This is a genomic window from Methylophaga sp. UBA3613 (assembly GCF_002375415.1).
GTDB lineage: Bacteria > Pseudomonadota > Gammaproteobacteria > Nitrosococcales > Methylophagaceae > Methylophaga.
In genome coordinates this window covers 171,343-185,765 of the sequence record NZ_DFLS01000009.1, presented here as the reverse complement: position 1 = coordinate 185,765, position 14,423 = coordinate 171,343, and the positions used below count along the sequence as shown (strand labels likewise).

Below are 14,423 nucleotides of genomic sequence, written 5' to 3'. Positions count from 1 at the left end.
GGCAACTCTAATGGATAAGTTATTACATCTTTGGGAGGCCACTGGCTTCTATCAAATGCAACCTGGCCAGGGCATCATGATCCTGATCGGCATGTTGTTGTTATATCTGGCGATCAAGAAAAACTTTGAGCCTTTACTACTGGTTCCAATCGGCTTTGGTGGCGTGCTTGCCAATATTCCGGGAGCCGGCTTAGCTGAGGCCGGTGGTATTTTGCACCTGTTTTATGTGGTTGGTATTGAAAGTGGCGCCTTCCCGCTCATCATTTTTATGGGCGTCGGCGCAATGACCGATTTTGGTCCACTACTCGCCAATCCTAAAACCCTTTTTCTGGGGGCTGCAGCCCAGTTTGGTATTTTTGCAACGTTAATGGGAGCGGTTTTACTCTCTACCTTCGGTATATTTGACTTTAGTCTGGCTGACGCTGCTGCCATTGGTATTATCGGCGGCGCTGATGGGCCTACATCGATTTATGTTGCCAGTAAGCTTGCACCGGACTTGCTGGGTGCTATCGCTGTTGCCTCTTATTCTTACATGGCATTGGTACCATTGATTCAGCCACCGATTATGCGTGCACTGACTAATGAAAAAGATCGTAAAATACGTATGCATCAGCAGCGTCATGTATCACAACGGGAAAAAATTGTTTTCCCTTTGGTCATATTGATTCTGGTCGCTCTCTTCTTGCCTGATGCAGCCCCATTATTGGGTATGTTCTGTTTCGGTAATCTGATGAAAGAATGTGCGGTAGTAGATCGTCTGAGTAATACTACTCAGAACTCACTGATCAACACTGTGACGATTTTCCTTGGCCTTGCGGTTGGTTCCAAATTAAGTGCAGAAAGCTTTTTGAATCAAATGACATTAGGCATTCTTTTGCTTGGTATGTTGGCCTTTTCTATCGGTACGGCCTCCGGGGTTATTATGGCCAAAATACTCAATAAAATAACCAAAGAGCCCATCAACCCGTTAATCGGTTCTGCTGGTGTATCAGCAGTCCCTATGGCGGCCAGGGTTTCCAACAAGTTGGGTCTGGAAGCCGATAAACATAACTTTCTGTTAATGCATGCCATGGGCCCGAATGTGGCCGGGGTTATTGGCTCAGCAGTAGCTGCAGGTATCCTGATTAACTACGCAGCAGGTTAACCTCTTTTATTGCTCCCTGAAAATAGCTTTTTTCAGGGAGCAATTTGTTTACCTTTAACCATTCTCACTTTTGCAATCTGATCGCCAAAACCTCTTATTTCACAAGCATATCCGGCAAAAGATGCGTGAGATTCAACCAGGCCCTGCCATTTTTCACCCTGGGCATAATCACCATTCATCTGGCTAAAATCCAGCCCAAAGCTTTTCAATAAAACTAACGTATTGCTATAGCTCATACCGGGGTTTATTTGTTCACAAGCAGATTTGATCTTATCGGTTTCCCATACATAATAAAGTGGGTATAACATCAACAGCACAATTGAAAATTGTATCAATTTAACAAGGGTCTGTTGATATTTCATAGCCGCCTCTGTTGTGACTGAAAATGCACCAATCAAGGCGCGAGGAATGCAGTTTAGTAGTTCTAAATAAATGACGAGTAACGTAGAGTGGTGCATTTTCAGTCACAACCCAAAGGGCTGGGACTATTTTTTTGCCCCACGGCGTTGGAAATGACTTATGTAGATCACTACATCGCATCATTTCCGCCTTGTTGGACAAAAAAAGAGCCTCCAGCAGTGGTCGCTCTGAAAAATCAATAGACCCTGAATAATTCATGGCCAGGTTTCCTTTCATTGAGCCATTTTTAAGTGTGTTGATTGTAGAGTGAGTCACATTGTTAAAACGTGACCTAACGATTATTTTTACAAAATAACAGGAAACTTCCATGTCTAACGAAATAATACCCGTTCATATCACCAAAAGTCCGGTCGAACTTTTCAAGATCCTTAAATTTGAAGGTATTGCTGACAGTGGTGCCGAAGCAAAAAATATCGTTGCTGAGGGACACGTAAAAGTGAATGGTGAAGTTGAAACCCGTAAACGCAGACAAATGGTCGCGGGTGATATTTTTCAAATTGGAGAGGATAGCTGGCAGTTGGTGGATTGACTTAATGGTAGTTTAATATATGATTTACTGCATATATGAATATTCAAATATGATTTAGCTGTGGATTTACTGAGTTTTCACAAATGTCTGGCAGATGAAACACGTCTGCGTATGGTGTTGCTGATTGTTGATCAGGGCGAACTTTGCGTATGTGAGCTGATGTCCGCTATGAAAATAAGCCAGCCGAAAATTTCACGTCATCTGGCGCTTCTCAGACAACATGGACTATTACAGGATAGACGTCAGGGACAGTGGGTTTATTATCGACTTAATCCGGAACTCCCCGCTTGGTCACAACAGTCCATCAATGCTGCTTATCAGAGTAAACCTGACTTCTTCAAAGAAGATTTAACCAAGTTACAACGCCTGGGTAATTGCTGCTAAAAATTTTCATTAAATATATATGGATAAACATATGTTATGACAGCCAAACCTTTCAAATTTTTATTTCTTTGCACACACAATGCATGTCGGAGCATTCTTGCTGAGGCCATCTTCCGACACTTAGCGGATACCAGGTTTATTGTGGCCAGTGCGGGCAGCAACCCTGCGGGTAAAGTTTTCCCTGAAACACTGACCAAATTGCAGGAACATGGTTACAGCGTTGAGGGTTTATCCAGCAAATCCTGGGATGATTTAAAAGATTATCAACCGGATGTTGTAATCACTGTTTGCGATCAGGCCGCAGGTGAAAGCTGCCCGGTCTGGTTTGGTAAGGCGGTAAAAGGACATTGGGGATTGACCGATGCTTCCAAAGTAGCGGATCCACTTGAGCGAAATCAGACTTTCGATGAATTAATCAGTTTGCTCGACGCTCGTATCAGCGCATTACTGCAATTAATGCCAGATGAATTATCTGCCTCTGAACTCAGTGCCGACATTAAACGCATAGGAGCTACATACTGATGGGCATATTTGAACGCTATTTATCGGTTTGGGTCGGACTGAGTATTCTGGCGGGTTTGTTCTTGGGAAATCTGTTTCCCAGCCTGTTCAATCTGGTTGCCAGCCTGGAATATGCACATGTCAATCTGCTGATCGCGATATTTATCTGGTTAATGATTTATCCAATGATGGTGCAGGTGGATTTCACGGCAATTAAAGATATTGGCAAACGGCCTCAGGGAATCTGGCTGACTTTAGTCATCAACTGGCTGATCAAACCCTTCACTATGGCTGCCCTGGGCTGGCTGTTTTTTAAGGTCCTGTTTGCCGGATGGGTCGATCCCCAATCGGCTGATGAATATATAGCTGGCATGATTTTACTCGGTGTAGCTCCCTGCACGGCAATGGTGTTTATCTGGAGTCAATTGGTCAAAGGTGATGCTAATTACACGCTGGTACAGGTGTCTCTCAATGACATAATTATGATTTTTGCGTTTGCACCGATTGCCGCATTTTTACTTGGCATCACAGATTTGACCGTACCTTGGAAAACCTTGCTGATTTCAGTCGTTTTATATGTATTGTTACCCTTATTAGCCGGCTTTTTTACTCGACAACATATTATTAAAAACAAAGGTTTGCCTGAGTTAACCCGATTTTTAAATCACATCAAACCCTGGTCAATTCTGGGATTACTGGCCACTGTAGTGCTTTTGTTTGGCTTTCAGGCTGAAACCATTCTGCAACAACCTTTCATTATTTTACTGATAGCAATTCCACTGTTGATTCAAACCTATGGGATATTTGCGCTGGCTTATTTCGCAGCGATCAAACTGCGCCTCCAGCATGATGTTGCTGCACCGGCATGCCTTATCGGTACCTCCAACTTCTTTGAAATGGCTGTTGCCGTTGCTATTTCATTATTCGGGCTTCACTCCGGCGCTGCTCTTGCAACTGTGGTGGGAGTTCTGGTCGAAGTGCCGGTCATGCTGACGTTAGTCTATTTCGCCAATCGCACCAGAAACTGGTTTCCCAAAAAAGAGAATTTATCATGACAATTAAAGTAGGTATTAATGGTTTCGGCCGTATCGGTCGATTATGTTTACGTGCCGCATGGGACTGGGAAGATATTGAGTTTGTGCAGATTAATGATCCTGCCGGTGATGCTGAAACCCACGCCCATTTGTTAAATTATGATTCGGTACATGGCCGCTGGGATCACCAGGCAGAAGCCAGTGGCAATACTATTGTTGTTGGCCATAAAACGCTTGCTTTAACCGCCAATAAAGCTATTGATGATACTGACTGGTCAGCTTGTGATGTTGTCATAGAGGCTTCCGGTAAAATGCGCGACACTGGTTTGCTGCAAAGCTATCTGGATCAAGGTGTAAAACGTGTGGTCGTTACAGCTCCAATCAAACAACCCGGTATTTTAAATGTCGTAATGGGTGTGAATGATGATCTGTATGATGCCAATAAACATCCTATAGTAACGGCCGCATCCTGCACTACCAACTGCCTAGCACCAGTCGTCAAAGTCATTCATGAAAAACTGGCTATCAAGCATGGCATGATCACTACCATCCATGATCTGACCAATACTCAGTCAATTATGGATACTCCCCACAAAGATTTACGCCGTGCTCGGATGTCCGGCACTAACTTGATTCCGACCACCACCGGAAGTGCTACAGCCATTACTGAAATTTTTCCCGAACTCAAAGGGCGACTCAATGGACATGCTGTACGTGTGCCATTAGCCAATGCTTCATTAACGGATTGTGTGTTTGAAGTTGAACGTGCAACCTCGGTTGAAGAAGTCAATGCACTATTAAAAGCTGCAGCAGAAAATGAGTTAAGTGGTATTTTGGGCTATGAGGAAAAACCGCTGGTTTCCAGTGATTATCGTGGCGATCCGCGTTCCAGCATTATTGATGCACTATCGACCATGGTCACTAATAAGACCCAGGTGAAAATTTATGCCTGGTACGACAATGAATGGGGTTATAGCATGCGGACAATGGAGCTGGTGCGTAAAGTTGGCTTAAGTTAAGTTAGCTTGCCTTGCGAAACGTCAGGTTAAATCGATAAGGCCCGGTCAGTGGATGCTGGCCAGGTTTTAATGTTAATACACCGTGATAATAACGACGCGCTGCCCTGCCCCAGACGATGACATCTCCATGTTCAAGTGGAACACGTTGCTTTGGATCGTTTCTGCTGGCACCACCGAACTGAAAAATAATGGGCAAACCCAGTGAGACTGAAACTATTGGCTGAGAAAAATCCTGCTCATCCTTATCCTGATGCAGCCCCATCTTGGCACCGACTTCATATTGGTTCATTAAACAAACATCAGGATTAAAGTCAGAAAAGCCACAAATCTGAGCCGCGGTTTCAGCAAGCTCACGAAAACATTGCGGCATTTCAGGCCATGGCAAATTTGTCAGTGGATCGATTGCGGTATATCGGTAACCTTGTCGATCGGTGTGCCACCCCACATCACCGCAATTAGTAATTGCTGCAGACATATAAAATCCGCCAGGTGTCTGCATTTTACGAAAAGTTGATTGGGCATTAATCTGACCAATGGCAGTTATTAACTGTGGGGCTTGTTGAAGGGCAAAACCTTTCAGAAGGAAGACATCCGGCAAGATCTCATCACAGTCTTTAAAGACACTCTCAGCAAATAAATCTGCTGTATGCATTAGGGCTTGTTTATCTTTCATATCCACCACTGCTGGCGACTATTTTTGTGTCCGACAAGGCGGAAAGCACGCAGTGTAGTCTTCCTACATAAGTGATTGACAACGAAGGCGGCCGCAAAAATAGTCCCAGCCCTTCGGGTTGTGACTGAAAAAGCGCCACTCTGCGTTACCCGTCGCTTATTTAGAATTACTAAAAGGCGCTCCTCGTGCCTTGATTGACGCTTTTTCAGCTCACAACAGAGGCGGATATGAAAGATAAACAAGCCCTAGGCCAACATCAATCGCTCACGGCGTAACAGCGCTTGTTTACTCTCGACTCCCCAACGATATCCGGAAATTGCACCATCTTTGCGAATCACTCGGTGACACGGGATGATAACCGCAATATTATTGGCTCCACAGGCACTGGCGATGGCTCTTACAGCCCCGGGTTTATGTAGTTTTTCAGCAATATCGCTGTAGCACACTGTTGACCCCACCGGAATTTCCCTTAAGGCTTGCCAGACTTGTTGTTGAAAAGTCGTGCCTCGCAGATCCAGATTAAAATCCGTGTTTTTTTGTGGGTTATGAATAATCTCAATCACTTTTGAAAGTGTATTTTTAATACCACTGCCCCCGTCAACAAATTTTGCCGTTGGAAACTGTTTTTGCAGGCTGGCCATTAGTTCTTTAGCCGATTTGCCCAGGTAAACGGCACAAATACCATTTGGAGATTCACCAACAAGCACATTCCCCACTGGACTGATACCAATAGCAAAATGAATTTGTTCAAATTCTGGTGCAATGACACGTAACTCACTTGCCATTATCGATTGTCCTCTGTTCACGTAGCGTTCACCTTAACGTTGTTAGATTACATTTATAAATATTAATTCCTTCATTAGTTTAACAGTAAGGAATTTGCCGATGCAGGTAGTTAGAAATTCCATTAAGCTATACTGCATATAGGAATTTTTCCTGGACAATATTATGAAACTTAAATTAATACTGCTTTTACTCTGTTCTCCACTGCTGGCACACGCAGGTGCGGTCTCTCAGCTTGGTACAGGTGATCCATTGAAACTGGTTTATCAGGAAATGCTTTATCAGTATCAGGTTGGTTTGCAATTACATGAACAATACGACTTCAAGCAACCAATTGATGTGATGCAATGCAAAAATCAGCATGGATATATTCAAACCCGTGCCAGATCTATGGTGGGCACTGCAAAACAAGTTGAAGAAGAAATTCGCAGTGACGTAATTGATGCGGCATGGTTTGCGCTAAATTGCTCACGTTGCGGCAGTGCAGCTGATAGCTGCGATCAAGTGCCGGAAAAACTTGAGTTCATCAAGCTACAACTTGAAGCCAAACAAAAAGCTAAAGCTGAACAGCAGTAGTTTACAGGCGTTATTTTCGTTAGTACCTGTCGAATTTTATCTTTCCTGCCTTATGCTGAAGGGTGACTCTAAGTGCCTCCAAACAGCGGCTAACATACAGAACCTTTATCTCAGTTTAAATCCAACACCGGTACAGATTTAAACTTGTTAATGAGTTCTTGTTGCTGACAATGCGGTGCCTTTTTCAAAGGATCAGCCGTTTCAACTCCTTTTCACAATTATTTCAGAGGTATTTATGAGCCAACTGCAGGCGAATGATTTGTTATCTCCAATCAAAATTGGGCAGGTTACACTGAAGAATAGAATGGTTATGGCCCCATTAACCCGCAATAGAGCGGGAGAAGGTTTAGTGCCGACCGAAATGAATGTTACTTATTATCGGCAACGTGCCAGTGCCGGCCTGATTATCAGTGAAGGTTCACAAATTGCTGATGATGCATTGGGTTATCCGCATACCCCCGGTATTCATACTGATGAGCAAGTGCTTGGCTGGCGAAAAGTAACGGATGCCGTGCATCGGGAAGAAGGACTGATCTTTATGCAACTCTGGCATTGTGGTCGGGTTTCACACAGCTCCATGCTGCCAAATGGTATGAAACCGCTGGCACCTTCTGCCATCAAACCTGCAGGTGAAGTCTATACCTATGAAGGCATGAAACCATATGAAACACCCCAGGCCATAGAAACAAGCGACATTCCACGGATTATTGAACAATATCGTCATGCCGCCTGCTGTGCGGTTGAAGCTGGTTTTGATGGCGTTGAAATTCACGCTGCCAATGGCTATTTGCTGGATCAGTTTCTTCGGGATGGAAGTAATAAACGCACTGATCAATACGGTGGCAGTATTGAAAATCGCGCACGATTGATTATGGAAGTCACTGCGGCAGTATGCGAAATATGGGATCCCAAAAAAGTGGGGATTCGCCTCTCCCCGCTGCAGCCGTTTAATGATTTATATGATTCCAATCCTGAGGCGACTTTCAGTTACATGGTAAAGGCGCTCAATAAATTTGAACTGGGTTATCTGCATGTCACTGAAATGGGCGCTGAAACTCCCGGTGTTGCCGGCCCTTATTTTGATGTTAGCTCTTTGCGTAAATTATGGAATGGTCTTTATATGACTAACAGTAATTATGATTATGCGTCAGGCAATCAAGCTCTAAAAGATAACAAGGCTGATCTGATTTCGTTTGGCAAACTGTTTATTGCTAATCCGGATCTTCCTGAACGTTTTGCCAAAAATGCACCACTGAACCAACCGGATCCAGATAGTTTTTATGGTGGTGATGCAAAAGGTTATATCGATTACCCTTTTCTTGAACCGGTATAAGTTTATTTTTGATTAAGAGCTTGTTGATCTTTCATTTCCGCCACTGTTGTGACTGAATGTAGTACTCAAAGTGCGATTATTGCAGTTTATGAGTCGGAAAAAAGTTTCCAGCAGTGGTGACGATAAAAGATAGGCACCCCCTAAAAAGCCGGCTATGCCGGTTTTTTTATGCCTGCTTTTTTATTTATGAAAATATGAAAAATATCACTTACAGTTGAATCAGCAGACAAACGAATTAATGGGTATGTAATAATTGAACTTATAGTTATTACAACTGCGTTGAAAATGACTTATGCAGGATGACGACATCTCAACATTTCTGCCATGTTGGAAAAAGTCTCGTCTTCAATATTGACGGCTTTAAAGATAAACAGACCCTCGGTTTAATATGGATTTTATCAATACTCTTTTTCTACTTGGCGGCCTGCTTATTTCCCTAAGCATTCTTGGTAGTCGTCTTTCATCAAAGTTTGGCCTGCCATTACTGATTATCTTTTTAGCCCTGGGCATGTTAGCCGGTGAAGAGGGTGTTCTGGGGATTCAGTTCGATGATTACTCCCTGGCTTTTCTGATTGGCCATCTTGCCCTGGCAATGATTCTGCTGGATGGTGGATTACGTACCCGTTTGAAAACCTTTCGTGCCGGCTTCAAACCTGCACTTTCCCTTGCGACATTAGGTGTTTTACTGACCAGTGGCAGTATCGGCTTGCTGGCAATGTGGATATTTGATCTCAAGCTGCTTGAAGGGTTATTGATCGGCGCCATTATCGGTTCAACCGATGCGGCTGCGGTATTTTCCATGTTGAGCGGGCGAGGAATAAACCTGAATGAACGCGTTGGTGCCACCTTGGAAATTGAATCTGGCACCAATGATCCTATGGCAATTTTCCTTACGATTATGCTGGTCGAGTTAATGACCGGTGAAATGGGCGGTGCCTGGGATACGGCTTTATTTTTATTACAGCAATTCGGTTTTGGCCTGATTATCGGTATCGGAGGTGGCTGGCTAATTGCAAAATTACTCAATTGGATGGATCTAGCGCCGGGACTTTATGCCATGTTGGCTCTGGCTCTGGGTTTCAGCGTGTTTGGCTTAACCGGAGTCATTGGTGGCAGTGGTTTTCTAGCCATTTACCTCTGTGGTTTGATGATCGGTAATCAACCTGGCCGTCATTTGAACTTTATTCTTCCTGTACATGATGGTCTGGCCTGGCTCAGTCAGATTGGTTTATTTCTGATTTTAGGTTTACTGGTCAATCCGAGTGAATTATTGCAATACGCCCTGCCTTCACTGGTTATCGCATTGGCATTAATTTTTGTCGCCCGACCCATCGCGGTATTCCTGTCCATTAAACCTTTCTTTCGCTTCCGCTGGCGTGAATTGGGGTTTATTTCGTGGGTAGGTTTACGTGGAGCGGTGCCTATCGTATTGGCTATCTTCCCGGTGATTGGGGGAGTAGAAAATGCCTCGCTGTATTTCAATGTTGCGTTTGCTGTTGTATTACTTTCGCTGTTGATTCAAGGCAGCACCCTGTCACTAATGGCACGTTGGATGCGGGTAGAGGTGCCGATAGGTATCAAACCAAACCATCAGGGAGCCTTGGGCATTTTGCCAACAAATGATTATGAAATGTTTGTTTATCGGATTGAGAACGAACAGCTTGATGGTCAGCAGATCCGTTTACTGCGCTTCCCTTCTGGCACATTGATATCGGCATTATTCCGTAATAACGTGATGCTGCATCCCAAAGGCAGTACTGAACTGAAGTTGAATGACACCATTTGTGTGATAAGTCGTAATGAAGATTTGGATGCACTGAATCAAATCTTTAGTGGTCATTCAAAACTAAAAAATCGTGAGGCATTTTTTGGATCATTTACGCTACGCGGCGATGCCTTATTATCAGACGTCGCAAAAGCTTATGGACTGGTTATCAGTTCTGCAGAACATGGTATGACATTAAGCGAATTTATTTCCCGTCGAGTCGGTGGCCATCCGGTAGTGGGCGATGATGTGGACTGGCATGGCATTCATTGGGTAGTCAATGAAGTAGATGGCGATAAAATTATTAAAGTGGGTCTCAGGCTTTACTGATTATAATCCAGCATAAATTTCCAATACGCCATTAATGACAAATTGCACCGCGATGACCGAAAGAATGATGCCAAAAATTCGGGTAATTATCTCTTTGCCGGTTTCTCCCAGATAACGCACCAGAAAATGGGAATACACCATTGCCAGGTAACAGGATCCTGTGGTCAGCATAATCGCTGCAAACACCAAAATTAAATGCCAGGCTGTCGGTGCCTCACTGGTCAAAATCATCACCGTGGCAATGGCACCCGGTCCGCTCATAAACGGGATAGCTAACGGAATCACCGAGATATCCTTGGCAATTTTGCCTTCTATTGCAGGATCAGATGCACTGCTGGTCTCACCTTCATCCAGTCCCTTGTGAATCATGCTCATGGCAATACCAAATAAAATCAAGCCACCGGCAATACGAAATGCCTCGATGGTAATACCAAATATGTTGAAAATAAGACCACCCAGTAAGGCAAAAACAAAAAATACGCCAGTAGCAATCAGGCTGGAGCGTTTGGCGACTGCCTTACGGGTGGTTTCTGAAGTACGAGGCAACAGCGATACAAACATAAAAGCAGTTGTTAATGGATTCACAATGACAAATAAGGCGGCAATCGCGATGATCCAATAATCAAATAAACCAATTGCATTCATAATGTATCCACTTAAAGAAAACGCTATGTTCGCATAAATGCGTTTTCTGTATTGTCTTGTTGTTTAATTAATAGAGACATATTTTCAATCCGGTTTTTTACTTTTTCTGAAGATCGTTAATCAGCATTTTCATCTCATCAATTTCCCTGCGTTGCGCCTCAATAATTTCATCGGCTAATTGACGTACCCGTGGATCACTAATCTTTGCCCTTTCGCTGGTCAAAATTGCGATCGAGTGATGTGGAATCATGGCTTTCATATAAGACACATCATCAACCGTGGTCTGGCTCCTTACCAGCCAGAGTGAGCCCGCAAAAATTACAATACTGACAAGATAAATAATGATATTGACTGTGACGTTGGAATACATGTGCAGCATAAAGCTCAACATCACTATTGCCATGGTTGCCCCCATTATCAGTGCCATATAACTTCGGGTTTCACTGAAAAACACATGATCAGCCTGATAGGTATTTAGATACATTAAGCCGAACATCACGAGAGTGGATGTCAGGATCATGGCAGCAAATCTTCCATACATTTTCATCAGCTTATCTCCTAATTAAAGACTAGGGTCTGTCTATTTTTCAGAGCCAGCACTGCTGGCGGCTATGAAAGATAAACAGCCCCTCGTTAACACCCCGTGAAATGAGAAAAAATTCTTGTTGTTATATTAAGTTAACATTTATTAGGGCGATTGATCTTTCATGACTGCCATTCTGGACAAAAAATCAGCCATCGGCAGTGGTGGATATGCAAGATAAACAAGCTCTGGTTGATACCGCAAAAAAAAGCCCGGATAATTCCGGGCTCAAAATCAGGCAAACTGACCGCTGCGATAATCAGCAAAAGCCTGTTCCAGTTCAGCACGGGTATTCATTACAAATGGTCCTGCCCGTTCAACTGGTTCATTAATCGGTTTGCCAGCCACCACAATGAATGTGCTGTCCTGTTCTGCCATTACTTTCACCGCATCACCTTCTTTTAGTACCGCCAGCTGCGAGGCACCGATTGAAGTCGGTTTATCGCCAATACTGACTCGACCTGCTGCTACATAAATAAAGGCATTATGAGTAGCTGGTATCTGGTCTTCAAATACACTACCTGCAGGCGCATCAATCACAAAATAAACCGGCTCAATAAAACTATTATCTATAACGCCTTTGGTTCCATTAAGCGTTTCACCGGCTACGACTTTTACCGTTAAACCTGCTTGGCGTGTCTCTATTGCAATCTCGCTGGCTGCTTTTTCCTGGTAGCGTGGTGCCATCATTTTATGTTCAGCGGGCAGATTTACCCACAACTGGAAACCTGCCAACAAACCCGCTTCCTGCTCAGGTTTTTCCGAGTGGATAATGCCGCGGCCTGCTGTCATCCACTGCACGCCTCCACTTTCAATCACCCCCGCATTACCGGCGCTATCTTCATGGCGCATTTTACCTGCCAGCATATAGGTCACTGTTTCAAAACCACGATGTGGATGGGGTGGAAAACCGGCAATATAGTCTTCAGGTTTATCACTGCCAAACGCATCAAACAATAAAAACGGATCCAACATATCTATTTCATGCGAGGCGATTAACCGTCTTAACGACACCCCCGCCCCATCCGAGGTCATCTGACCCCGTATCCATTTTTTCACTTCACGTTGTTGTGCCATGATGGCCTCCTTACGCCGCAATCACTGCAGCCAATTTCTCGCTGCTGTCCGGCTGTTCAAAATAGTGGTTGGCATTGACCAATGTGACATCGCTAATGCCAATAAACTGCATAAAAAATTTCAAATACTGACTGGCAAAATCCACATCACTTTCCAGTGGTACGCCACCTGATGCCATCACCAGATAAACTTGTTTGTTTTCCAGTAAGCCTACAGGACCATTTTCGTTATACCGAAAGGTTTCGCGCGCCCTAGCCACCAGATCAATCCAGGCTTTCAATGCTGCCGGTATACCAAAGTTATAAATCGGTACAGCTATCACTATCACATCCGCTGTCTTGACTTCATTAATCAGCTGATCAGATAAGGCCAATACATTTTTTTGTGCCTCACTTCTATCTGCCGGATCGGTAAAGTTGGAATTAATCCATTCTTCGTTGATGAATGGCAAACCTGAAGCCACATCACGTTGCTGCAAGGTTACATCATGTTGACTAGCCAATATTTCGGTCAACTGGGTCGAGACAGTCCGGGTTAATGATCCGTCATAACGACCACTGGCATTAATATGTAATACGTTTAATTTTTGCATCATTTAATTCCTCTTATAGGTCGGTTAAGTTAGTACGGTGACATTTTATAGTTCTTTAAATTTTGATAAAGAATGCTATAAAGAATTTATTGTTGATATATAAAGAACAATAAAAGGATATGGCAGTGAATCAAATTGAAGATATGCAAACGTTTAAACGTATTGTTGAAGCAGGCAGTATCAGTCTCGCTGCCGAACAGCTTGATACCGTGAAATCGGCAGTTAGCAGGCGGTTAAAAGATTTGGAAAAACGTTTGAATGTGACTCTGCTGCAACGCACCACCCGACGCCAAACGCTGACCGAGGCCGGACACCGTTATTATCAGCATTGTTTGCGATTACTGGATGATATTGCAGAGGCAGAAGCACAGATATCCGATATTGAAGCCGAACTCAGCGGCAAGTTACGAATCTCCGCGCCGGTATCTTTTGGCTTAATGCATTTGGGGCCCGCCTTACAGGAATTTCAGCAATTACATCCCCTGATTGAAATGTCGATTGATTTCAATGATCGACAGGTTGATTTGATTGCTGATGGATTTGATCTGGCAATCCGCATCGCCAGACTGGATGACTCAACCTTAATTGCAAAAAAACTCTCATCTACACGGCTGCTGGTCTGTGCCAGTCCAGAATATCTGGCCTATCATGGCACGCCAGTCATTCCCATCGATCTTACTAATGACCATGCTATTTTGCATTATCGAAATACCTCTGAAACCTGGGTGTTTCAACAGAATGGCAGCCCCATCAGTTTGCATTTGCAGGGCAAGCTTTCAGCTAATAATGGTAATTTTCTGTGTGATTCAGCCATCGCAGGCCAAGGCATTATCTTCTCTCCAGATTTTCTTTGTTATCAGGCTGTGCAATCAGGAAAGCTTGAGGTCATATTGCGTGACTATATGTATGACAACGAGGTTGGCATTTTCGCGGTTTACCCACAAACCCGCTATTTGCCAAGGCGCAGTCAGATTCTGATTGCCTATTTGCAGAAATATTTCGCTCGCAATGCACCCTGGTTGGATTGCTGAGCTA

General features: G+C 43.8%; 17 protein-coding genes. 10 read left to right on the top strand and 7 right to left on the bottom strand.

Annotated features, from left to right (window positions below):
* Window positions 1–10 precede the first annotated feature (10 nt).
* A complete protein-coding gene (locus B3S93_RS12795) occupies window positions 11–1,144 on the top strand; it encodes a sodium ion-translocating decarboxylase subunit beta (protein WP_292353425.1) in 1,134 nt (377 codons plus the stop codon).
* A 32-nt stretch (window positions 1,145–1,176) separates the two neighbouring features.
* On the opposite strand, the gene B3S93_RS12790 is transcribed toward B3S93_RS12795, so the two are convergent.
* Window positions 1,177–1,506, bottom strand: a complete 330-nt coding sequence (locus tag B3S93_RS12790) for a hypothetical protein (protein ID WP_292403394.1) — start codon at window positions 1,504–1,506, stop codon at window positions 1,177–1,179.
* 365 nt (window positions 1,507–1,871) lie between these two features.
* Here B3S93_RS12790 and B3S93_RS12785 point away from each other — a divergent pair, with 365 nt between their 5' ends.
* Genes B3S93_RS12785 through B3S93_RS12765 form a run of 5 tightly spaced genes read left to right on the top strand, consistent with a single transcriptional unit; the run spans window position 1,872 to window position 5,031 of the window.
* Window positions 1,872–2,093 carry an RNA-binding S4 domain-containing protein gene (locus tag B3S93_RS12785; RefSeq protein ID WP_292353423.1) on the top strand — a complete coding sequence of 74 codons (222 nt, stop codon included), beginning with the start codon at window positions 1,872–1,874 and terminating at the stop codon, window positions 2,091–2,093.
* A 60-nt stretch (window positions 2,094–2,153) separates the two neighbouring features.
* Entirely contained in the window at window positions 2,154–2,477 is a 324-nt protein-coding gene (locus B3S93_RS12780; RefSeq protein ID WP_292353422.1) for a metalloregulator ArsR/SmtB family transcription factor, read from the top strand.
* A 36-nt stretch (window positions 2,478–2,513) separates the two neighbouring features.
* Window positions 2,514–2,999 carry an arsenate reductase ArsC gene (locus B3S93_RS12775; protein ID WP_292403392.1) on the top strand — a complete coding sequence of 162 codons (486 nt, stop codon included), beginning with the start codon at window positions 2,514–2,516 and terminating at the stop codon, window positions 2,997–2,999.
* Entirely contained in the window at window positions 2,999–4,033 is a 1,035-nt protein-coding gene (arsB, locus tag B3S93_RS12770) for an ACR3 family arsenite efflux transporter (RefSeq protein WP_292403389.1), read from the top strand. Before B3S93_RS12775 ends, arsB begins: the two co-directional genes overlap by 1 nt.
* Entirely contained in the window at window positions 4,030–5,031 is a 1,002-nt protein-coding gene (locus tag B3S93_RS12765; protein WP_292403386.1) for an ArsJ-associated glyceraldehyde-3-phosphate dehydrogenase, read from the top strand. The genes arsB and B3S93_RS12765 overlap by 4 nt, the downstream gene beginning before the upstream one ends.
* A 1-nt stretch (window position 5,032) precedes the next feature.
* Here the strand turns inward: B3S93_RS12765 and alkB are convergent, their stop codons facing one another.
* Both alkB and B3S93_RS12755 read right to left on the bottom strand, forming a co-directional pair.
* On the bottom strand, window positions 5,033–5,704 hold the full coding sequence (gene alkB, locus B3S93_RS12760) for a DNA oxidative demethylase AlkB (protein ID WP_292403383.1): 672 nt from the start codon (window positions 5,702–5,704) through the stop codon (window positions 5,033–5,035).
* 245 nt (window positions 5,705–5,949) lie between these two features.
* Window positions 5,950–6,489, bottom strand: a complete 540-nt coding sequence (locus B3S93_RS12755; RefSeq protein ID WP_292403379.1) for a methylated-DNA--[protein]-cysteine S-methyltransferase — start codon at window positions 6,487–6,489, stop codon at window positions 5,950–5,952.
* Between the two features lie 163 nt (window positions 6,490–6,652).
* Here B3S93_RS12755 and B3S93_RS12750 point away from each other — a divergent pair, with 163 nt between their 5' ends.
* The 3 genes from B3S93_RS12750 to B3S93_RS12740 all read left to right on the top strand — a co-directional run bounded on the left by B3S93_RS12750 (window position 6,653) and on the right by B3S93_RS12740 (window position 10,491).
* Entirely contained in the window at window positions 6,653–7,063 is a 411-nt protein-coding gene (locus tag B3S93_RS12750) for a hypothetical protein (RefSeq protein ID WP_292355725.1), read from the top strand.
* A gap of 235 nt (window positions 7,064–7,298) precedes the next feature.
* On the top strand, window positions 7,299–8,396 hold the full coding sequence (locus B3S93_RS12745; RefSeq protein ID WP_292403377.1) for an alkene reductase: 1,098 nt from the start codon (window positions 7,299–7,301) through the stop codon (window positions 8,394–8,396).
* 388 nt (window positions 8,397–8,784) lie between these two features.
* Entirely contained in the window at window positions 8,785–10,491 is a 1,707-nt protein-coding gene (locus B3S93_RS12740; RefSeq protein WP_292403373.1) for a potassium/proton antiporter, read from the top strand.
* Here the strand turns inward: B3S93_RS12740 and B3S93_RS12735 are convergent, their stop codons facing one another.
* The 4 genes from B3S93_RS12735 to B3S93_RS12720 all read right to left on the bottom strand — a co-directional run bounded on the left by B3S93_RS12735 (window position 10,492) and on the right by B3S93_RS12720 (window position 13,391).
* Complete coding sequence (locus B3S93_RS12735; protein WP_292355719.1) at window positions 10,492–11,136, bottom strand: MarC family protein; 645 nt, start codon at window positions 11,134–11,136, stop codon at window positions 10,492–10,494.
* A gap of 97 nt (window positions 11,137–11,233) precedes the next feature.
* Window positions 11,234–11,683: a DUF305 domain-containing protein gene (locus B3S93_RS12730; protein ID WP_292355820.1), complete on the bottom strand. Its 450-nt coding sequence runs from the start codon at window positions 11,681–11,683 to the stop codon at window positions 11,234–11,236.
* Between the two features lie 270 nt (window positions 11,684–11,953).
* Window positions 11,954–12,796 (bottom strand): pirin family protein, encoded by an 843-nt coding sequence (locus tag B3S93_RS12725; RefSeq protein WP_292403370.1) that lies wholly within the window; start codon window positions 12,794–12,796, stop codon window positions 11,954–11,956.
* Between the two features lie 10 nt (window positions 12,797–12,806).
* Window positions 12,807–13,391 carry an FMN-dependent NADH-azoreductase gene (locus B3S93_RS12720; protein ID WP_292403367.1) on the bottom strand — a complete coding sequence of 195 codons (585 nt, stop codon included), beginning with the start codon at window positions 13,389–13,391 and terminating at the stop codon, window positions 12,807–12,809.
* Window positions 13,392–13,513: 122 nt separating this feature from the next.
* Between B3S93_RS12720 and B3S93_RS12715 the strand changes: the two genes are divergently transcribed.
* The gene (locus B3S93_RS12715; RefSeq protein ID WP_292403364.1) at window positions 13,514–14,419 is read left to right on the top strand and encodes a LysR family transcriptional regulator; all 906 of its coding nucleotides are present in this window, start codon (window positions 13,514–13,516) and stop codon (window positions 14,417–14,419) included.
* Window positions 14,420–14,423 lie beyond the last annotated feature (4 nt).